Source organism: Pseudarthrobacter sp. NPDC059871 (assembly GCF_042731175.1).
Classification (GTDB): Bacteria; Actinomycetota; Actinomycetes; order Actinomycetales; family Micrococcaceae; genus Arthrobacter.
Map to the genome: position 1 here is coordinate 282384 of NZ_JBHWJV010000003.1, position 19313 is coordinate 301696.

The 19313-nt window shown below is 67.9% G+C and carries 16 protein-coding genes; 5 read left to right on the plus strand and 11 right to left on the minus strand.

Annotated features, from left to right (window positions below):
* Positions 1-585 (plus strand): GNAT family N-acetyltransferase, encoded by a 585-nt coding sequence (locus ACFV4R_RS06415; protein ID WP_377201411.1) that lies wholly within the window; start codon positions 1-3, stop codon positions 583-585.
* 23 nt (positions 586-608) lie between these two features.
* Here ACFV4R_RS06415 and ACFV4R_RS06420 read toward each other — a convergent pair whose 3' ends face one another.
* The 3 genes from ACFV4R_RS06420 to ACFV4R_RS06430 form a co-directional block, all read right to left on the minus strand.
* Positions 609-1805 (minus strand): NAD(P)/FAD-dependent oxidoreductase, encoded by a 1197-nt coding sequence (locus ACFV4R_RS06420; protein WP_377201410.1) that lies wholly within the window; start codon positions 1803-1805, stop codon positions 609-611.
* 4 nt (positions 1806-1809) lie between these two features.
* Complete coding sequence (locus tag ACFV4R_RS06425; RefSeq protein WP_377201409.1) at positions 1810-2016, minus strand: DUF2945 domain-containing protein; 207 nt, start codon at positions 2014-2016, stop codon at positions 1810-1812.
* Positions 2017-2182: 166 nt separating this feature from the next.
* Positions 2183-4420 carry a S9 family peptidase gene (locus tag ACFV4R_RS06430; RefSeq protein WP_377201408.1) on the minus strand — a complete coding sequence of 746 codons (2238 nt, stop codon included), beginning with the start codon at positions 4418-4420 and terminating at the stop codon, positions 2183-2185.
* An 876-nt stretch (positions 4421-5296) separates the two neighbouring features.
* On the opposite strand from ACFV4R_RS06430, the gene ACFV4R_RS06435 reads away from it, so the two are divergent.
* Entirely contained in the window at positions 5297-5719 is a 423-nt protein-coding gene (locus ACFV4R_RS06435; protein ID WP_056076127.1) for an Hsp20/alpha crystallin family protein, read from the plus strand.
* A gap of 367 nt (positions 5720-6086) precedes the next feature.
* Here the strand turns inward: ACFV4R_RS06435 and ACFV4R_RS06440 are convergent, their stop codons facing one another.
* From ACFV4R_RS06440 to ACFV4R_RS06470, 7 genes are all read right to left on the minus strand, one after another.
* Positions 6087-7082: an NAD(P)H-hydrate dehydratase gene (locus tag ACFV4R_RS06440; RefSeq protein ID WP_377201407.1), complete on the minus strand. Its 996-nt coding sequence runs from the start codon at positions 7080-7082 to the stop codon at positions 6087-6089.
* Complete coding sequence (locus ACFV4R_RS06445) at positions 7060-7836, minus strand: histidine phosphatase family protein (RefSeq protein ID WP_377201642.1); 777 nt, start codon at positions 7834-7836, stop codon at positions 7060-7062. Before ACFV4R_RS06445 ends, ACFV4R_RS06440 begins: the two co-directional genes overlap by 23 nt.
* 140 nt (positions 7837-7976) lie before the next feature.
* On the minus strand, positions 7977-9674 hold the full coding sequence (locus tag ACFV4R_RS06450) for an alkaline phosphatase D family protein (RefSeq protein WP_377201406.1): 1698 nt from the start codon (positions 9672-9674) through the stop codon (positions 7977-7979).
* Positions 9675-9944: 270 nt separating this feature from the next.
* Positions 9945-11084, minus strand: a complete 1140-nt coding sequence (locus tag ACFV4R_RS06455) for an LCP family protein (protein ID WP_377201405.1) — start codon at positions 11082-11084, stop codon at positions 9945-9947.
* 176 nt (positions 11085-11260) lie between these two features.
* Positions 11261-11908, minus strand: a complete 648-nt coding sequence (locus tag ACFV4R_RS06460; RefSeq protein ID WP_377201404.1) for a low molecular weight phosphatase family protein — start codon at positions 11906-11908, stop codon at positions 11261-11263.
* A gap of 274 nt (positions 11909-12182) precedes the next feature.
* On the minus strand, positions 12183-12803 hold the full coding sequence (locus tag ACFV4R_RS06465) for a DUF305 domain-containing protein (RefSeq protein ID WP_377201403.1): 621 nt from the start codon (positions 12801-12803) through the stop codon (positions 12183-12185).
* 56 nt (positions 12804-12859) lie between these two features.
* Entirely contained in the window at positions 12860-15040 is a 2181-nt protein-coding gene (locus ACFV4R_RS06470) for a copper-translocating P-type ATPase (RefSeq protein ID WP_377201402.1), read from the minus strand.
* A gap of 487 nt (positions 15041-15527) precedes the next feature.
* Here ACFV4R_RS06470 and ACFV4R_RS06475 point away from each other — a divergent pair, with 487 nt between their 5' ends.
* Positions 15528-16400, plus strand: a complete 873-nt coding sequence (locus ACFV4R_RS06475) for an ANTAR domain-containing protein (protein WP_377201401.1) — start codon at positions 15528-15530, stop codon at positions 16398-16400.
* Positions 16401-16591: 191 nt separating this feature from the next.
* Entirely contained in the window at positions 16592-17428 is an 837-nt protein-coding gene (locus ACFV4R_RS06480) for an alpha/beta fold hydrolase (protein ID WP_377201400.1), read from the plus strand.
* A gap of 5 nt (positions 17429-17433) precedes the next feature.
* On the opposite strand, the gene ACFV4R_RS06485 is transcribed toward ACFV4R_RS06480, so the two are convergent.
* Complete coding sequence (locus ACFV4R_RS06485) at positions 17434-17781, minus strand: hypothetical protein (RefSeq protein WP_377201399.1); 348 nt, start codon at positions 17779-17781, stop codon at positions 17434-17436.
* Positions 17782-17925: 144 nt separating this feature from the next.
* Here ACFV4R_RS06485 and nhaA point away from each other — a divergent pair, with 144 nt between their 5' ends.
* Positions 17926-19287: a Na+/H+ antiporter NhaA gene (gene nhaA / locus ACFV4R_RS06490; RefSeq protein ID WP_377201398.1), complete on the plus strand. Its 1362-nt coding sequence runs from the start codon at positions 17926-17928 to the stop codon at positions 19285-19287.
* The last annotated feature ends 26 nt before the right edge of the window (positions 19288-19313 follow it).

Here is a 19313-nt window from a genome sequence, read left to right on the forward strand (position 1 = left end):
ATGCCGGACATCGCACTGCCCATCCGTACCGGCCGCCTGGTCCTGCGGCGCTTCGAAGCCGGAGACCTGGAGGCCTTCCACGCCTACCACTCGCTCGCGGAGACCGCCCGGTTCCTGCCCGGGCCGGCCAAAAGCTACACCAAATCCATGGAGTACGTGGGGAAATACGCCAACTTCGTTTACGAGAAGGAAGGCGACTGGCTCTGCCTGGCCATAGAAGCCGCAGGGGAGCCGGGCCTGCTGGGGGAAGTGGTACTCAAGTGGCTCCCGGGCCGCGGCCAGGCGGAAGTGGGCTGGTCCATGGCACCGCAGGCACGCGGCAAGGGCTACGCCACCGAAGCGGCGGCAGCGGTCCTGGACTATGGTTTCGGGAAGCTTGGCCTGCGCCGGATCGAAGCGCGGCTGGACGAACTCAACACCGCCTCCGCCGCGCTCTGCCAACGCCTGGGCATGCGGCTGGAGGGCCGCCACGTGGACAAGTGGTTCTACAAGGACCAGTGGGCCACGGAGATGATCTACGCAGTCCTCGCCGACGAGTGGCGGGCCGGCGATGTGCCGGTGTCCGCCGACGGGCCGGCCGGGTAGGCCTGCCGCGTCCGCGGGGGTCCCTAGGCCCGGCCCTTGAGGATGAGGTTCCAGTAGACCTGCGGGAAGACGTCGCGGTCCACCACCCAGGACGCCTTGCTTTCGTTCCAGGTGGAGATCCGGGGGATGGTGGGCATGGGCCGGTACCTGTCGTCGAACTCGGCGAACACCACGGTGTCGCGTGAGACGGTGAACGGGCAGACCGAATAGCCGTTGTACTTCTGCGTGGGCGGCTTTCCTTTCCGGGCGGCCACCAGGTTCTTGGCCAGCACCTTGGTCTGCTTGCGCAGCGCCCCGCCGGACTTCGAGTTGGTGGTCCCGGCGGCGTCACCCAGGGACCAGATGTTGGGGTACCGCAGGTGGCGGAGGGTCTGCCGGTCCACCTCCACGAAACCGCCCTTGTCCGCGGGGGCCGGGAGGTCGGTGGCTTTCAGCCAGTCCGGCGCGGACTGCGGCGGCACCGCGTTGAGGACGTCGTACTGCAGGGTGTCCTGGCTGCCTGAGCCGAGGTTGCGGATGGTCGCCTCCCGGCGTGCTGCATTCACGGACACCAGTTCGCTGTCCGTCCGCAGCTCAATGCCGTATTCGGCGATCTTCCGGTCCAGTTCGCGGTCCACCTCCGGCACGCCGAACACGGTGGGGTAGGGCTGCACCATCACCACCCGGATCTTGTCCAGGACGCCCTGTTGCCGCCAGTAGTCGCAGGCCAGGTACATGGGCTTCTGGCTGGCTCCGCCGCACTTGATGGGCCCGGAAGGCATGGTGAACACGGCCGTGCCCGACGTAAGGCCGCTGAGGAGGGTCCAGGCCTTCGACGCCAGCTCGAACTCGTAGTGGGTGGCGCCGTGCGGTGAATGGACGGCATCAGCAAGGCCCGGCACGGCGTCCCAGTCGTACTGCAGCCCAGGGCAAACCACCAGCTGCCCGTACCCGACAGTTGAGCCGGATGCCAGCGTGACCGTGTTGGTATTCGCGTCCACGTCCACGGCGGCATCCCGGATCCATTCCACGCCGGGCGGGGTCACCGCGGCCTGGCTCCGGACGGCCTCCTTCGCCTGTGCGCGGCCGCCGGCAATGTGGGAAAACAACGGCTGGTAGAAGTGGTGGTCCTTGGGCTCGATGAGCGCCACGTCCCGGACCCCGTACCGCTCCAGCCGCGCCGCCAGCGACACTCCCGCGTTGCCGCCGCCAATGATGACCACTTCATGCAAAGCGGCCACGGCGCTACTTCTTCTCGGTCAGTGCCGACGCCTTGTGCGCTGCCCGGGCGCCGGTCTTGTCCGACTCCACCACGTACTGCGGTTCATCCTGGCTGGCACGGTGGGTGTTGCCGTCCAGTTCGAAGTCGCTGGTTTTCTTCTCCACGATCTTGCCGTGCGTCTTGCCCTGGGAGGTGTTCCACTCCACGTGCGTTCCCTTGCTGAGTGACATTGCTGCTCCTTCGGCTTCGTGCGGCGGAAAACAACTGCCCAACAATAGTAAGCATGGTGATCATTTCTGGATACCCGTGGAGGGGACGGCATCCGGGCGCGGGGACGAAAGGCGGGCGTACGACGGCGGCGCGGCACCGCCGTCGTACGCTCCACTTAAGGAGGGCCTACTTCAGCCCGGCCCCCGGCAGCAGTTCCGTGGCGCCCAGGGAGTCGGCGATGAACGCGTAATCCCACGCCCGTTCGCGCCACTGCACGTACCGGCCGGAGGCGCCGCCGTGCCCGCCGTCCATCTCGATCTTCATGAGGATCGGCTCGGATCCGGTGGTGCGGTTCCGCAGTTCCTGCACCCACTTGGCGGGCTCGACGTAGAGGACGCGGGTGTCGTTGAAGGACGTCACGGCGGCGATCTTGGGGTAGGCCACGTCGCGCACGTTTTCGTAGGGCGAGTAGGACTTCATGTACGCGTACACGTCAGCGTCGGTAATCGGGTTGCCCCATTCCTCCCACTCGAGGGCGGAGAGGGGCAGGTCCGGGTCCAGGATGCTGGTGAGCGGGTCCACGAACGGCACCTGGGCCACCACGGCCTTGTACTTTTCCGGTGCCATGTTGGCGATGGCGCCCATCAGCAGGCCGCCCGCCGAGCCGCCCAGCGCCGCGATCCGTGCAGGGTCCACCCATCCCGAACCGGCCAGCCAGTCCGTGGCATCCACGAAGTCCGTGAAGGTGTTCTTCTTGGTGAGCTTCTTGCCGTCCTCGTACCAGTGCCGGCCCAACTCACCGCCGCCGCGGATATGGGCGATCACGAACACCACGCCGCGGTCCAGCAGCGAGAGCCGCGCGATCCCGAACCCGGGGTCCATGCTCAGCTCGTAGGAGCCGTACCCGTAGACCAGGCCGGCCGCCGTCGAATCCTGCCTGATGTCCTTGTGCCGCAGGACGGACAGCGGGATGCGTGTGCCGTCCGCCGCCGTCGCCCATTCGCGGGTGGCCACGTAGTCGCTGCCGTCGTAACCGCCCAGGACGGGGCTTTCCTTGCGCAGCAGCAGCTCGCCGGCGGGCTGCTCCGCGGTGGGCAGGACGAAGTCGTAAATGCGCGACGGCGTGAAGTAGGTCGTGTAGCCCAGCCGGATGACGGGTGCCTCGTAGTCCGAGCCGCCCACCCCTGCCGTGTAGAGCTCCTCGTCAAACGCGGGTTCCACCGGGGCCTGCTGCGCCGGCGTGCCCAGCCCGGCCAGCCCCATCACCTGGACGCGCTCGATGGTGTCCTTGCGGATGGAGGCGATGAGGTGCGTGGAGGTGACGCTGGCACCGTTGACGCGGACGTCGTCGGAATGCTCGACGACGGTCTGCCAGGCCTGCTCAGCCAGCGGCTTTGCCAGCTCGGCGGGGTCCGCCAGGGACACCATGGAGTTGATGGCGCCGCGGTTGTGGGTGAGGAGGATCTTCTCGGCCTTGACGCCGTCCGGGCCTTCGAGGAGGAACGGCTCCGCCTCGTACAGGACGCGTTCGTCCCGCGAAATGACGGTGGTGATTTCCTGTGCGGGGTCGTCGAAGCGGAGCAGCCGGGTTTCGCTGTACTCGGAACATCCGATGCCCAGGACCAGGTAGCGCCGGTCCGAGGAGAGCTCGAAACCGAGCCACATGGCGGTGTCGTCCTCCTGGTAGATCACCGCGTCCTCGCTGACCGGGGTGCCCAGGACGTGCGCCTTCACCTGGTACGGGCGCCAGGAGTCATCCACCACGGTGTAGAAGAGGCGGCTGCCGTCGGGGGAGAAGGACACTCCGTAGAAGATGTTTTCAATGACGTCCGGCAGCAGTTCGCCGGTGCGGAGGTCCTTGATCCGGAGGGTGAAGCGTTCGTCGCCGGAGTTGTCCACGGCGTAGGCGTAGAGGGTGCCATCCACCGTCACGGCGGTGCCGCCCACGGAGAAGAACGGCTGGCCCTCGGCCTCGACGTTGCCGTCCAGCAGGACTTCTTCGCCGGGGATTTCGACGCCGGGCTCCACGGCCGGCGGGGTCCAGTCGGCGATCCTGTCATCGGTGTCATTGGCGCGGACACGGCACTGGATGCCGTACTCCTTGCCCTCCACCGAGCGGCTGAAGTACCACCAGCCGTCCTTGCGGTGCGGAACCGAGAGGTCGGTTTCCTGGGTGCGGCCCTTGATCTCCTGGAAGATGGCTTCGCGCAGCGGCTCCTGGTGGGCGGTGACCGCTTCCTGGTAGGCGTTCTCGGCCTTCAGGTGCTCCACCACCTCGGCGGACTCCTTGTCCCGCAGCCACTCATAGTTGTCCACATAGGTGTCCCCGTGGTGCGTTCTTTCGGTGGGCACCTTCTTGGCCACGGGCGGGGTGGCGGCGGACGCTGGCGTGCTGGCGGAGTTCTGCAGCGGAGTGGAGGTCATGGACTCAATATATAGATCGGGCACCCCGCCGTGGCCGGCGTTCGCTACCGGGGAAGAAACCCCTCTCGTTTCCACCCAGCGGGGGTTCCTGGGCGCCGGGGAATGTGGGGAGGGGGAATGTGGGGAGGGGGAACGTGGGGAGGGCGGAGAGTCAGCGCGCGTTGAGGTTTGGAACCCCCGCTCACTTGTGGTGCTTAAAACCCCAACGCCCGCTCACTTGTGGTGCTTATGACCCCAACGCCCGCTCACTCTTCTGAAGAGAGTGAGCGGGCGTTGGGGTTAGAGCCGCATGATGTGAGCGGGCGTTGGGGTTAGAGCCGCATGATGTGAGCGGGCGTTGGGGTTAGAGCCGCATGATGTGAGCGGGCGTTGCGGGGGAGCGGCCTGTCCGGCCGGAGGAGGCAGGCGTATCGTGTTCAGTCCAAGGCACCTAGCTCGGTACAGGCGCCGCCCAGCGTGAGAGGGGAAGATCCATGACCATCCCGCCAGTGCACGAACCGTCGCCGTTCCCGCCGGAGCCCGGCCCGGATCCCACATCGCCCGATCCCACGCAGCCCGGCCACCCCGGCCCGCCGGCGCCCAGCCCGTTTCCCACTCCCGAGCCACCCGGTCCGCTCCCTGTTCCCGACCCGGGGCCGGCACCTCTCCGCCCTGATCCCACACGGGATTAGGCCCCAGAACCAACCCGTCGAAGGGGCCCTCCGCAGATCTGCGGAGGGCCCCTTCGGCTTGCCCCGGAACGTGCGCTGGCCGCCAAAAAAAACTCACCGGACGGGCTTGCGTACCTGTGTCACCGGTGCTAAAAAATCTATATCAGCCACCATAGATCGGCTGAAAAACTAAACAGTGTTGGACCACCCTTATGAGGAGGAAGCCATGTTGATGCGAACCGATCCGTTCCGCGAGCTGGACAGGCTGGCCCAGCAGGTCCTCGGCACAGCCGCCCGTCCGGCAGCCATGCCGATGGACGCCTGGCGGGAGGACCATGACTTTGTGGTCGCCTTCGACCTTCCCGGAGTTTCGCCCGAATCCGTAGACCTGGACGTGGAACGCAACGTGCTGACAGTGCGCGCCGAACGCCCGGACCCCGCCGCCAACAACACCGAACTGATCGCCTCCGAACGGCCGCGCGGTGTCTTCAGCCGCCAGTTGATCCTCGGCGACACCCTGGACACGGAAAACGTGAAAGCCAGCTACGACGCCGGAGTCCTGACGTTGCGGATCCCGGTTGCCGAGAAGGCCAAGCCGCGCAAGATCGAAATCGAGATGAAGGGGGCCAAGCAGGAAATCGCAGCCTAGTTTTTCCAGGATCGGGACGTTGGGGCCTTTGTGTTGACTGCCTCTATGGGCGTTTCGCCACTCTGTGCACGCCACCGCGCCAGACAGCGCACCGGCAGCATGTGCACCGATGTCCCGAGGCGGCGGCCTCCGGCTCCGGCCGGGGGCCGTCCAAGTTACCGGCGGGGATGCCTTGTGGTGACGGGCCCGCCGGTGTAGAACGAATGGACCGGGAGGATCCGAACGCGTTGTATCTGCCAGTTTTGGGCGGTTTGCCGTTAAGGAACGCCACAGCGCCGGTAGCGCATCGGCAGTTGCGAGTGATCCCCTCCGAATACGGTGGCCCTCCGCGATAACGCGGGGGGCCATCGCTTGCCCTGGGCAGAATCTAGGTGCCCAGCTCCAGCATCAGTGCCGGGAGCTCGTCGGCGAGTTCGCGGGCCAGGAAACCGAGTGGCCCCATCCTGCTGGCCAACCGGTCGGCCGCCGCCGCGTGCAGGTGCGTGCCCCAGCAGGCCGCCTGCGCGCTGGTGGTTCCGCGGGCCCGCACACCGGCGATCGCTCCGGCCAGGACATCCCCGCTGCCCGAGGTCCCCAGCCCGCCGTACCCCGTGGTGATCTTCCACAGCCCGGGCTCCTCCGGGCCAACGCCCGGCGGCCGCGCGATCAGCCCCTGGCAGCTCACCACCGCGCCGAACCTGCGGGCGATTTCGGCCACGTCCGTTTCCAGGTCCTCAGTGTCCCGGCCCAGCAGGATGCCGGCCTCGGTGGGGTTCGGAGTCAGGATCAGCCGCCCCCGCCACGGCGCCACCCGGTCCTCCAGCTCCGCGAGCGCGGCCAGCGCAAACGCGTCAAGGACGACGGCGGGTCCTCCTTCCCGGCCCGACGCGCCGGAGCCTGCGCCGCCGTCGTCGTGCTTCCCGCCGTCTTGCCCGCCACCGGCAGCGTCCCCTGAAGAACCGGCTTCCTCTTCGCGGGACAGGAGCGCCTCAAGAAGCTCCCGTGCCAGGTCCGGATCGTCGAGCCCTGGGCCCACCAGGATGGCGTCAGCCGAGTCCAGGTTGGCCGAAATCCGGTCCACGCCCTCAGCGGTGACGGAGCCGTCAGCGGTTTCCGGCAGTCCGATGGCACCACACTCCGGCAGGGCGACACCCACGTGGACCGCCACGGATTCGGCCACGGCGAGCGTCAGCTTCCCTGCACCGGCCCGTAGTGCTGCGGTACCTGCCAGGAGCGCAGCCCCCGGGGTGTTCCGCGCACCGCCCACCACCAGTACGGAGCCGCGCGAATACTTGTCCTCGCCAGGGGCAGGCAGCCGCCAGTCCCGCAGCAGCGAGGGCGTCACCAGCTGCGGGCCGGTGTCACCGCGGGCGGACACTGGCATCCCCGGCATGTTCGGTGACTTCGACGCCCTGCTCGGCCAGGTGGTCAGCCACGTTGAAGCTCTCCAGCGTCCACGGCCCCGCACCGGACGGCCGCACATACCGGGTCATCGACGCGTTCAGCACCGACGTGCTGGCCGCGAGGTCCAGCAGCTCCTGCTCGGACATGCCCTCAAGCAGGTAGCGGAACAGCAGGATGACGGCGTCGTGGCAGACCAGCATCACCCGGTGTCCGGTGCCGAGGTTGTTCAGTTCGGCCAGCACGGAACGGAGCCGCAGCGCCACATCAGCCCATGACTCCCCGCCCGGCGGACGGTAATACAGCTTCCCCTGCCAGGACCGCCGTTCGGCCTCCTCCGGGTACCGCGTCTCCACGCCCACCCGGGTCAGCCGGTCCAGGATGCCCAGCTCACGGTCACGCAGCCGCTCGTCCACCTGCACCTGCACGGACCAGCCGGCGGTCCCGACAGCGATTTCTGCCGTCTGGTGCGCCCGCGCATAGGGGGAGGACACCACGGCGTCCGGCCGGCAGTCCTCGGCGATCCGCGCCAAGGCCGTCCCCAGTGCGGCAGCCTGTTCCTGGCCCACATCGGAGAGGTTCACATCGGCATCGCGTGCCGGCACCTCGATGATCTCCGCGCCCGCCAAGTGTGCCTCGGTGGCGGCCACGTTCCCTTCGCTTTCGCCGTGCCGGATCAGCAGCAGCTCCACCGCGCCGGCCTCCTGCACCGCTTCCGTCAGTCCGTCGTCGTTCATGAAAGTCACTCCCCGTCCGCGTCCGCGCCGAATCCGGAACACTACCAGCGGCCGTACCCACAGGGCCGGAAAGATAACGGACGACGGCGGCGGGGCACCCCGGTGCCGGAGTCGAAGGCCGGGATGCCCGCCCCGGGCACCTACCGCTCCGGCGCCAGCACCTTGGAGAACACCGTGGCGCCGTTGGCGTTCCGGAGGCTGGCGGTGAAACTGTTGTCCTCGCCCAGCTGGACGTGCCCGAAGAACTGGTTTTCGCCGTCGCGCGGTGATTCGCCCGGGAAGCGGCCCGCCTTGGCGAACACCACCTCGGGGCCGAACGTGCCGTCCATCGCGTTAGGTCCGAACGAGCCCGCGGCGATGGGCCCGGCCACGAACTCCCAGAACGGGTCGAAATCGGTGAACGCTGCGCGCTCGGGGGAGTAGTGGTGCGCCGCGCAGTAATGCACATCGGCGGTCAGCCACACCACGTTCTTCACGCGGTTCCTCTTGAAGGCGCTCAGCACTCCGGCGATCTCGAGCTCGCGGCCCAGGGGAGCGCCGTCGTCGCGGTTGGCCAGGCTCTCCTGGTTCACGGCACCGTCCGGCACGATGATGCCCAGGGGCAGGTCCGCGGCAATGACCTTCCACGTCGCCTTGGACTTCGAGACCTCCCGGATCAGCCAGTCCACCTGCTCCTGGCCCAGGATGTTGGTGGTGTACTGCTCCTTGCCGTCCGTGTTGGGGGATTTGAAGGTGCGCATGTCCAGGCAGAAGATGTCCAGCTGCGGGCCGCGGGAGATCTTCCGGTAGATGCGGGCCGGCTGGTACTGGCCGCCGTCGTCGAACGTGCCCGGCCGCCACAACGTGCTGCTGTCCGCGATGGGCATGTTTTCCTGCCAGGCCTGACGGCCGCGGGCGGCGAGGGTGTTGACGTCCCGGACGGTGTAGCGGGGGTCGTCCAGGATTTCGCCGGGGTACCAGTTGTTGGTGGTTTCGTGGTCGTCCCAGTTGGCGATCACGGGGACGTCCGCGAACATGGCCCGCATGTTGGCGTCCATCATGTTGTACCGGTGCCTGCCGCGGTACTCGGTAAGCGTCTCGGCCACCTTGGACACCTCCTCGGTGACCAGGTTCCGCCACACCTGCCCGTCCTTTTCCACCACGGTTTCGGTGAGCGGGCCGTCCGCGTACACGGTGTCTCCGGAGTGGATGAAGAAGTCCGGCCGGGTCTGGTGCATGGCCCGGTAGCCCCGCATGCCGCCGATCTCCTCGTTGATGCCCCAGCCCTGGCCCGCGGTGTCGCCGGTCCAGACGAAGCTTTGCGCGTACGACGCCGGGACGTAGCCTCCGTTGCTTGTGTCACCGGTGCGGCCCTTGCCGTTGACCGCGCCCCTGTCCGGTGCCGTGCGGAAGGTGCCGTTGACCGTCTCACCGGTGGCGCCGCCGTCGTCCTCGAAACTGATCTCCAGGGCGAAGTGGGTGTTAGAGGGGAGGTTGCCCGCGTGGATCTTCGCGGTGAAGTCGGACGCCTGGGTGGCCCGGGGCCCGCGGATGACCCGCTCGAAGGCGCCCCGCCCGCGAAGGACCGCGCCGCCGTCGTCCACTGCCCGGAGCACCGCCCTCATGCGGCCGGCCTCCGAGGAACGGGACCACAGGAGCGCCGAATCCGAGGTGACGTCCCCGGTGGCGATGCCGCTGGGAAGCGTGAGCCGGTTGCGGACTAACGCGACACCGGCCGGTGACCGGGTGGGTGTGGCCGTCGTGGCGGCGTTTGCGGCATTTGCTGCGGCCGGGGCGGAGGCAAGTGCGGCGGCGAGCACGGAGCCCTTGACGATGGTGCGGCGCGGGATGTCAGTCATGCCCTCCACCCTTCCGGCGCCGTGCACACAGGTCTTTTCCGCAAGGTGAACGGCGGGTAAGCCCGGGCTGAACAGCACCGGATCGACGCGCATCATCGCGAGCGACGCCCATATTCGACTGCGACGCGCACCCTCAGCTTCGACGCGGACCCTCAGCGTCGACGCGCAAGTCCGGTGGCGCACCCTGTATACGGGCCGCGCACTCGAATCTGCGCGTCGGTGACGGATCTGCGCAGCGCCGAAAGCTGGCCCGGCGGGAAGCGCCTGACCCTACTCCCTCGCGAGCTCGCCGATCCGGCCCTCCCGCAGGGCTGCGCCCACCGCTGCAATGCCGCCGTAATCCGGGAACAGCACCGACTGCCCGGCAACGAACCCGGACCCCGCCGTCGGAAGCGTCATGCTGCGGATCGCGCCGGCATCCAGGTTCCGCAGGCTATAGGCCAGGATGGCGGCCTGAATGGGGTCGAAGCCCTTGTCCACAGTGAGGCAGCAGGATGCGAAGTCCACGAGGGACCGCACGGCTGTGACGTCGTTCAGCGCCCCGCCCGCGGTGAGGCGGGCCAGGATGGCGCGGAGCATGATCTGCTGGTCGCGGACCCGCTGGAAGTCGCCGTCGGCGAAGGCGTACCGCTCCCGGGAGAACTCCAGCGCCGCCTGGCCGTCCAGGTGGTTCATGCCGGCGGGGAACACATGCTGGGTCTCGATGGTGGACTGGAACGCGATGGGCACATTGACGTCGACGCCGCCCAGGCCGTCCACCAAAAGCTTAAACCCGCCGAAGTCCAGCATCAGGGTGTGGTTGATGGTGATGCCCAGCAGTTCCTGGACGGCGGCGGTCTGCATGTCGATGCCGCCGTATTCCAGCCCGGCGTTGATCTTGGCGCCGCCGTAGCCGGGGATGTTCACCCACGTGTCGCGGTTGATGGAGATGAGGTAGAGCGTGCTGCGGTCGGCCGGGACGTGGACCACCATCAGGGTGTCCGCCCGGTGGTCCTGCGCTTCGCCGGTGGCTGCCGTGTGCGCGGCGGCATCTTTTGCCGGTGTGCCGCCGCGGATGTCGCTGCCGATCACCAGGACGTTCATGGCCCCGGGAGGCAGTTCCGCGATGGGCGGGGGCGGCGGAGGAGCCGCCGGTGCCGGTGGCGGGGGTGTTTCGGACGGGGTCGCCGACGGGGTGGGGGTGGTGGTTTCGGTTGGGGTGGCGGTGCCCTGGGCGGCCGGCGGCGTGACGTTGCCGGCGCGGTTGAGGCTGATAACGGCCACGACGGCGGCAGCCACCAGGACCAGGGCCAGCAGGGCGGCGATCCAGCGGCGGCGGCCGTGCGCCACCATCCAGTGGCCGTGCTGTGAGGTGCCCGGGTTCGTGGGTCCCGCGGGACCGGATGGGTCCGAACCGCCTGGTGTGCTCATAGTGCCCCCTCACCTCACCGTGACTGTGGTGGGATCAGTGTCCGCCCGCCGGTGCCCGGTTGGCTACAGCCGTGGCCAAACTGTCACCTGCACGGTGGTTACGGGCCGGACACAGCCGGGTACCGCCGTCGTGCTGGCAGCGGTCTAGCCGGAGCCTGTCAGCGCTCGCCGGGACGCTACAGCGAGTTCGGGACGTTCCCGCGGGCCGGGGAGTTGAGGCGGGCGTGCCGCAGGATGGAAACAATGGCGGGGGCCAGTTCGTCCTCCATCTGCCGGTACACCTCGGGGGAGCGCCGGTACGGGTCAATGATGTCGTTCTCCGCGGAATCCGCCGGCAGGGCCAGGTGCCGGACACCTGCGGCACGGGCCGGGAGGCTCCGCCAGTACGCGGTGTTCGCGGCCAGCGCGTCTGCGTCACCGTGATCCTCGGCGGGGGCTTCCGTGGCGCGGCCGTCCAGTACGTCGAGCATCCGGGCGAACTCGCGGATGGTGAACGTCCGCTTCAGCATCGACGCGTCCTGTTGCAGCACCTCGCCGCGGTGGCCGGAGGTCATGGTGAGCACCAGGTGCACGCCGCGAAGGATCCTGGAGTTCAGCTGCCGGGCCTCAAAACCGTCCGGATTCCCGCCGTAGGTCCGCACAATATCCGCCGAAATCGGCTGCATGGGATCGCCCACCATGGCCCGGGTTCCGGCGCTGGCCACCTCGAACCCGCCGGGCACCACCTGGTTGAGTCCTGTCTGCAGCAGCCGTTCAGCGACGGGCGAGCGGCAGATGTTGCCCGTGCAGACGGTCAGGATTCTTACTGGTGCGGGGATATCCAAGGGAAGTTACTCTTTCCAGCCGGTGCCGGGACCATACAGTCCGTGCATCTCAACTTAACACGCACACGCCCGACGGCGGCCGCCCCACCCCGCACGCCCGCTCACCTTTGGTTGCTTTGGAGCAAACGCGCGCTCACCTTTGGTTGCTTTGGAGCAAACGCGCGCTCACCTTTGGTTGCTTTGGAGCAAACGCGCGCTCACCTCCCGTTGGAATGGTGAGCGGGCGTTTCGGTGGGAGCCGCCAGAAGTGAGCGGGCGTTTCGGTGGGTCGGGGTCAGAGGCCGGCCAGAAGCTCCTTCATCTCGGTGATCTCGGCTTCCTGGGCTTTGATGATGTCGCGGGCCAGCTGGATGGTCTGCGGGTATTTGCCGGAGCCGATCTCCTGCCGGGCCATGACGATGGCGCCCTCGTGGTGCCCGGTCATCTGTTCAAGGAAGAGCTGGGCTGCTTCGGTGCCTTGGGCGGCCTTGAGTTTGGCGATGCCGTCGTCGTCCACCATGCCGCCCATCCCGTGGCCGGAGTGGTCGTCCATCATGGTGGGCACGTTCCAGCCCTCCAGCCAGACGGTCATCTGCTTGATCTCCGGCGACTGCGCGTCCCTGATGCGGGTAGCCAGGGAGGCCACCGGCGCCGGAATGCCAGGCTTGGCCAGCATGATGCCGCTCATCTCCACGGCCTGCTGGTGGTGCGGGATCATCATCTGGTTGAACATGATGTCCGCCTGGTTATGGTCCGAGTTGGCGTCCGGCATCATGCTGGACATAGGAGCCGAGCTGCCGTGGTTCATGGGCATGGTGTTTCCGCCGGAGCTTCCGGAACCGGCGGCGCAGCCTGCCAGGCCCAGGGAAGCTGCGAGGGCTGCGGCGAGCATCAGGGTTTTGGTTTTCGTAGTCATGGTTGAACGTCCTTCAGGAAAGTCAGTGAACGGGAGTGTTTGTGGAGGTGGCGGCGTCAGCGCACCTCGGCGGGGTTGAGCTTGAGCCGCCGCAGCAGCTGGGCGTTCAGCGCCACCACGATCGTGGAGGCGCTCATCAGCACGGCGCCGGCGGCCGGCGAGAGGACCACACCGGCGAAGGCGAGCACACCGGCGGCCAGCGGAACGGACAGGACGTTGTAGCCGGTGGCCCACACCAGGTTCTGCCACATCTTGCGGTAGCTTGCCCGGGAGAGGTCCACCATCGACAGCACCGCACGGGGATCGTTGCCCGCCAGCACCACGCCCGCCGATTCCATCGCCACATCCGTCCCGGCGCCGATGGCGATGCCCACCTCGGCCCGGGCCAGCGCTGGGGAGTCGTTCACGCCGTCGCCCACCATGGCCACCTTCAGCCCGCGGGCCTGCAGCTGCGCCACCTTCTTGTCCTTGTCCGCCGGCAGCACCTCGGCAAACACCTCGTCGATGTTCAGGTCCGCGGCCACAGCCTGCGCCACCTGGCGCGCATCACCGGTGATCATGGCAACCTTGACGCCGCGGTTTTGCAGGGCCGCCACCGCCTGCCGGGACTCCGGCCGCACCGCATCCTCCAGGCTCACGGCACCCAGGACACGTCCGCCGTCGAGCACGTGCAGCACGGATGCGCCACGCTCCCGCCAGCTGCGCGTGGCCTCAGCCAGGCCGGAAGGTTCGACGGCGCCAAGCTCGCGCAGGAGCGCGGGTCCGCCCACGTGCAGCGTGCGGCCGTCCACGGTTGCCTGCACCCCGCGGCCCGCCAGCGCCGAAAATCCGGACGCGGCAGGGACTGTGATGCCACGGCTCCGCGCAGCACGGACAATGGCCCGGGCGGCGGGATGCTCGCTGTCGGATTCCACCGCGGCGGCCAGGGACAGCAGGCCGTCGGCATCCAGGGCCCCTGTTGTGGCGGTGTCCCGGAGCTCGGGTTCGCCCCTGGTGAGGGTGCCGGTCTTGTCGAAGAGGACCACATCGATGGTCCGCATGCGCTCCAGCGCCATCCTGCTCTTGATCAGCACCCCCGCGCGGGCGGCCTGTTCGGTGGAGATTGCGATCACCAGCGGAATGGCCAGTCCCAGGGCGTGCGGGCAGGCAATCACCAGAACTGTCACCGTCCGGGTGACCGCTTCCGGCACGCTGCCCAGCAGGGTCCAGGCGATGAACGTGAGCACACCCGCTCCGGCGGCGAAGTAAAAAAGGAAGGCGGCGGCGCGGTCGGCCAGCGCCTGGGCGCGGGAGGATGATGCCTGAGCCTCGGCCACCAGACGCTGGATGCCGGCCAGGGCGGTATCGTCGCCCACCGCTGTGACGCGGACGCGAACACCGGAGTCCGTGGCCACGGTTCCGGCCACCACGGCGTCACCGGGTCCGCGGGGAACGGTCTTGGATTCGCCGGTGATCATGGATTCGTCGAACTCGGCGCGGCCCTCCGCAACCGTGCCGTCGGCGGGCATCCGGGCACCGGGGCGGACCAGGACCAGGTCGCCGGGCAGCAGCTCGGACACGGCCACCGTCTCGGTACCGAATGCTGTGACCCGCTCGGCGTCGTCCGGCAGCAGCGCGGCAAGGGCATCCAACGCTCCCTGCGCCGATCCGAGGGCGCGCATCTCGATCCAGTGCCCCAGCAGCATGATGGCCACCAGAAGCGCCAGCTCCCACCAGAAATCGAGGTCGAAGCCGCCCAGGCCCAGGCTGGTGACCCAGGAGGCGGCGAAAGCCACGGAGATGGCCATGGCGATCAGCAGCATCATGCCGGGCTGGCGATCCTTCAGCTCCTGCAGGCCGCCCTTGAGGAACGGCTGGCCGCCGTAGAGGAAGATAAGGGTTCCCAGGACCGGCGGAATCCAGGCCGAGCCCGGGAACATGGGCGCCATGTAGCCCAGGAGGTGGCCCACCATGGGGCTGAAGTAGACCACGGGAACCGACAGGGCCAGCGTGAGCCAGAACCTGTTCCGGAACATGGCTGTGCTGTGGCCAGCGTGCTGGCCGGACGTGTGGACGGTGTGGGCGTCATCGTGGTCTGTGTGGGTGCCGTGCTGCCTGGGTACGGCCGCGTGCGCGTGGCCGGGAGCTTGCCCGTGGCCGGGACCATGCCCGGCAGGGGCTGCGGCAGCCCGGGCGTCGGTGACCGCACCGGCGGACTGGCGGCCACCGTCGTGATGGTGATGGAAATGGTCTTGCATGTCAGGTCCGTTTCTTGGCGAAGGAAGAATCCTTGTGGACAAGCAGGCGCTGGGGTTGAACGGCTGTGAAAGCGGGGCGCTCGGGGGCGCCGGCCGGGACATACCACTTCACTGACAACAGTTCGAGGATACCCCTAGGGGGTATCTGTGTCAAAGGATCCCGAGTGCTATCACCCTGCGCTGGTATGGTGAGCGGGCTCGGTGGGAGCCGCCGCAAGTGAGCGCGCGTTGGGGTGGGAGCCGCCGGGAGTGAGCGCGCGTTGGGGTGGGAGCCGCCGGGAGTGAGCGCGCGTTGGGGTGGGAGCCGCCGGGAGTGAGCGCGCGTTGGGGTGGGAGCCGCCGCAAGTGAGCGCGCGTTGGGTCTTCCGGGCGGCTTGTGACCGAGGGAAGTACCGGCGCGGCCTATCAAGTTAATCTGGCGCCCGTCATACTGGTATAAAAGCCCACACGGGCAGAGCATGCCTGTGCAGGCGGAGCCGGATGCTACATGGAGGTGGCCCTTGTGAAGGACGTGCGCGGCCCATACACCTACTCGAGTGCGCTGGGGGACGACGACTGTGTCGCGGGAACGTACAAGGCCGTGGTGGATGGCTGGGCTATCGAATGGTCCGATGGAATGTACCAACTCCACGGATACCGCCGCGGCGACGTGGTCCCCACCCTGGATCTGCTGTTCGCGCACAAGCATCCCAAGGACCGGCAGCGCTGCGAGGCCATCGTGGCCCAGGTAGCCCAGACCGGCGGGTATTTCTGCATGTACCACCGGATCATCGACTCCAGGGGCAAAACCAAGCGGGTGCTGTCCTCCGGCGAGGGCATCGTGGGACCGGACGGCAAAGTCAGCGTGATTGAGGGCGTGATGGTGGACCTCACTTCAACCCTGCAGCGCGAAACCGAGCAGACCGCCCGTGATGCGGTGGCTGGCGCAACCGCATCCCGCACCGTGATCGACCAGGCGAGGGGAATCCTCATGGGCCTGCTCGGCATTGGCTCCGATGAAGCTTTCCAGCTGCTGGTGGCCACCAGCAGCTACCGCAACGTCAAGCTGGTGGCAGTGGCGGCGGAACTGGTGCAGCTGGCCAACTCCGAGGACGCCCGGGAGTACCTGGTCAAGGCCGTCAGGGCCATAGCGGACCGGGCGCCGGCAGCTTTGGGGGACCGGGACAAGTCCCGGGAACATCAGGCCGCCAAGGGCCGCGGGGCAGCACCCGACCACCGGGCAGCGCCCGACCACCGGGCGGCACCGGAACGCCGGGCCGCCCCCGGACCGTCCCCTGTAGTTGCCGGACGCCCCGCCGTCCCCGGACCTTCGCCGCGTCCTGTGGCGGGACGCCCTGGTCCCGGCCGCCAGGCAGGCTGATTTCAAGCGGGCCCAGACCAACAGGCTGACACCAGACGAGCCCATAACGACGAACTGCCTGGCAATCCGCCGCCGGACAGGCGTGCGTTCCCTGGCTACCCTCCGCACCCATCCAAAAGTCAGCATGCTGCCGAATGACTGGTGTCCGGGCATCAACCGAGGCCCGGAAACCGCATATCGGAAGGTCAGCCATGACCGAAGTTACTGCCCATCATGGGCTGTTCAAGGACACCAATCTGCATGTTGACGATGCCGGCGGAGCGGGCCGCCCGGTGGTCCTCATCCACGGATGGCCGCTCTCCGGGAAGTCCTTCGAGGAGCAGATCCCGGCGCTGCAGGAGGCGGGTTACCGTCCCATTACTTATGACCGCAGGGGGTTCGGCCTGAGCAGCAAGCCGCCGGCAGGCTACAACTACGATGTTTTGGCCGAGGACCTGCAGAAGGTCCTGGTGGAACTGGACCTGACGGACGTGACCCTGGTGGGGTTCTCCATGGGCGGCGGCGAGGTGGCTCGTTACCTCGGCTTGTACGGGCCGGGGAGGATCCGCAGCGTGGTCTTCGCCTCCGCCGTCACGCCCTACCTCATGCGGACGGACGACAACCCGGATGGTCCCCTGACCCCGGAGCAGGCGGACGGTATGGCCGAGGACCTCGTCAAGGACGAGGCAGCTTTCTACGATTCGTTCACCCGCGACTTCTTCTCCGTGGACGGCGTCCTCAAGGTCAGCGAGGTGCAGCGTAAGGAAGCCGGCGCCATGTGCGGGCAGGCCAACAAGAACGCGGCGCTGGCCTGCATGGCGGCCTTCGGCGGGACCGACTTCCGGGGCGATCTCGCCGAAGTCACAGTCCCGGCCTTGGTGATCCATGGCGACGGCGATGCAACGGTGCCGTTCGAGGGGTCCGGCCAGCGGACGCACGCCGCGCTGGCGGACAGCGAGGTCCACGTCATCAAGGATGCGCCGCACGGCTGCAACGTGAGCCACGCGGAGGAGTGGAACAGCGTGGTGATCCGGTTCCTGGCGAAGTAGGGCGGTTACTGGCCTAAGTACACGTTCTGGTGGATCCGCCTCAGGCCTTCAGACTCCAGCTGGACGGCGTCGGCATAGTCCGGCACCAGGACGGCGGGTCTTTTGTCGGTTCCGCTGACGGTCACGATCCTGTTGCTGGAGCTGCCGGCTGCCGCGGCGCATCCTGCGTAGTCGCTGACTTGCTGATTCACGTTGACCACGGCCAGGCAGGCCTGCGCGCCATCGGTACTCTGCACTGCATAGAACTTCCGGCCCGCATCTTCCACGAGGAAACGCAGGGTGGTGGGATCGACCTGTTCCAGGAAGTTGGCATCGTACGGGAACGCATCCTCAGGGCCGGCAGGTCTTGTCATATGGAGGCACGCGCCCCGCGTTCCGGCTGCAGCGCGGGGCCGCGTGCGTCGAAGGGGACGTTGCCGGCCGGTAGGATGGACGAAGGTGCGCCGGGAAGTCTGGTCGGCATAGTTTCGTCGACCCCCGAAAGTCAGGACCCTGCCGTGACCTCCACCCCGCAGCCGCCGCATAAGCACCAGGCCCCACCCAAGCCCCGCCGTCCCTTCCTGGCCCGCGGCTCCTACGCTGAAGCCCTGCGGATCGGCGAGATCCTCCGCAAGGAAACCGTGGGCGGCGCCCTCCTGGTGGCCGCCGCGTTGATCGCCCTCATCTGGGCCAACTCCCCGGCGTCGGACAGCTACTTCGCCCTCAGGGACATCACGGTGGGCTATGCACCTTGGCATCTCGAACTAAGCCTCGGCGCCTGGGCGGCCGACGGACTCCTCGCGGTCTTCTTCTTCCTGGTGGGACTGGAACTCAAGCGCGAATTCGTGGCCGGTGACCTGCGCCAGATCAGCACGTCCATCGTCCCGGTGCTGGCCGCCGCCGGCGGGGTGCTGGTCCCGGCGGTGATCTACGGCGTCGTGAATGCCGCCAACCCGGACACGCTCCGCGGCTGGGCCATCCCCACCGCCACGGACATCGCCTTCGCCGTGGCAGTGCTGGCAGTGATCGGGTCACACCTGCCCAGCGCCCTGCGGATCTTCCTGCTGACCCTGGCCGTGGTGGACGACCTGATCGCCATCAGCATCATCGCGTTCTTCTACTCCAGCGACCTCCAAGTGGCGCCGCTGCTCCTAGCGCTGGTCCCGCTGGGCATCTTCACGTTCCTGGTCCAGAAGTACCGCCGGTTCTTCGGCACCCACGCCGCTGCGGCCTGGCTGATCCTGCTCCCGCTGGGGTTCGCGGCCTGGGCACTGGTGCACGCTTCCGGGATCCACGCCACCGTTGCCGGCGTGCTGCTGGGCTTCGCGGTGCCGGTGCTCCGGTCGCAGGCCAGCGGCGGACCGGAGGCCGGCCCCGGGCTCGCGGAAATCTTCGAGCACCGGTTCCGGCCCATCTCCGCAGGCATTGCCGTGCCCGTGTTCGCCTTCTTCTCCGCGGGCGTCGCCATCGGCGGATGGGATGGGCTCGTTTCGGCGCTCGCTGACCCCGTGGCCCTGGGCATCATCCTGGCGCTGGTGCTGGGCAAGCCCGTCGGCATCCTGGGCACCACCTGGCTCCTGACCAAAACCACGAAGGCGAAGCTGGACGACTCCTACCGGTGGGTGGACATTTTTGGCGTGTCCCTGTTGGCCGGCATCGGGTTCACGGTGTCGCTGCTGGTGGCCGAGCTGAGCTTCGGGCAGGGCAGCCTGCACGACGACCACGCCAAGGTGGGCATCCTCACGGCATCACTGCTTGCCGCGCTGCTGGCCACCGCGGTGCTCCGGACCCGGAACCGGCAATACCGGCAGGCCGAGGACCTGGAGACGGTGGATTCTGACCACGACGGCATCCCGGACGTCTACCAGGACCGCACCTAGTCAAATCCCTCGGGGACGCACGACGC

Coding starts and splice junctions, on each gene's coding strand:
- ACFV4R_RS06425 (WP_377201409.1), bottom strand. CDS start 2,016: ATGTCACTCAGCAAGGGAACGCACGTGGAGTGGAACACCTCCCAGGGC.
- ACFV4R_RS06465 (WP_377201403.1), bottom strand. CDS start 12,803: ATGACTACGAAAACCAAAACCCTGATGCTCGCCGCAGCCCTCGCAGCT.
- ACFV4R_RS06485 (WP_377201399.1), bottom strand. CDS start 17,781: ATGACAAGACCTGCCGGCCCTGAGGATGCGTTCCCGTACGATGCCAAC.
- ACFV4R_RS06480 (WP_377201400.1), top strand. CDS start 16,592: ATGACCGAAGTTACTGCCCATCATGGGCTGTTCAAGGACACCAATCTG.
- ACFV4R_RS06435 (WP_056076127.1), top strand. CDS start 5,297: ATGTTGATGCGAACCGATCCGTTCCGCGAGCTGGACAGGCTGGCCCAG.
- ACFV4R_RS06440 (WP_377201407.1), bottom strand. CDS start 7,082: ATGCCAGTGTCCGCCCGCGGTGACACCGGCCCGCAGCTGGTGACGCCC.
- ACFV4R_RS06450 (WP_377201406.1), bottom strand. CDS start 9,674: ATGACTGACATCCCGCGCCGCACCATCGTCAAGGGCTCCGTGCTCGCC.
- ACFV4R_RS06445 (WP_377201642.1), bottom strand. CDS start 7,836: ATGAACGACGACGGACTGACGGAAGCGGTGCAGGAGGCCGGCGCGGTG.
- ACFV4R_RS06470 (WP_377201402.1), bottom strand. CDS start 15,040: ATGCAAGACCATTTCCATCACCATCACGACGGTGGCCGCCAGTCCGCC.
- ACFV4R_RS06455 (WP_377201405.1), bottom strand. CDS start 11,084: ATGAGCACACCAGGCGGTTCGGACCCATCCGGTCCCGCGGGACCCACG.
- ACFV4R_RS06475 (WP_377201401.1), top strand. CDS start 15,528: ATGGAGGTGGCCCTTGTGAAGGACGTGCGCGGCCCATACACCTACTCG.
- ACFV4R_RS06430 (WP_377201408.1), bottom strand. CDS start 4,420: ATGACCTCCACTCCGCTGCAGAACTCCGCCAGCACGCCAGCGTCCGCC.
- ACFV4R_RS06415 (WP_377201411.1), top strand. CDS start 1: ATGCCGGACATCGCACTGCCCATCCGTACCGGCCGCCTGGTCCTGCGG.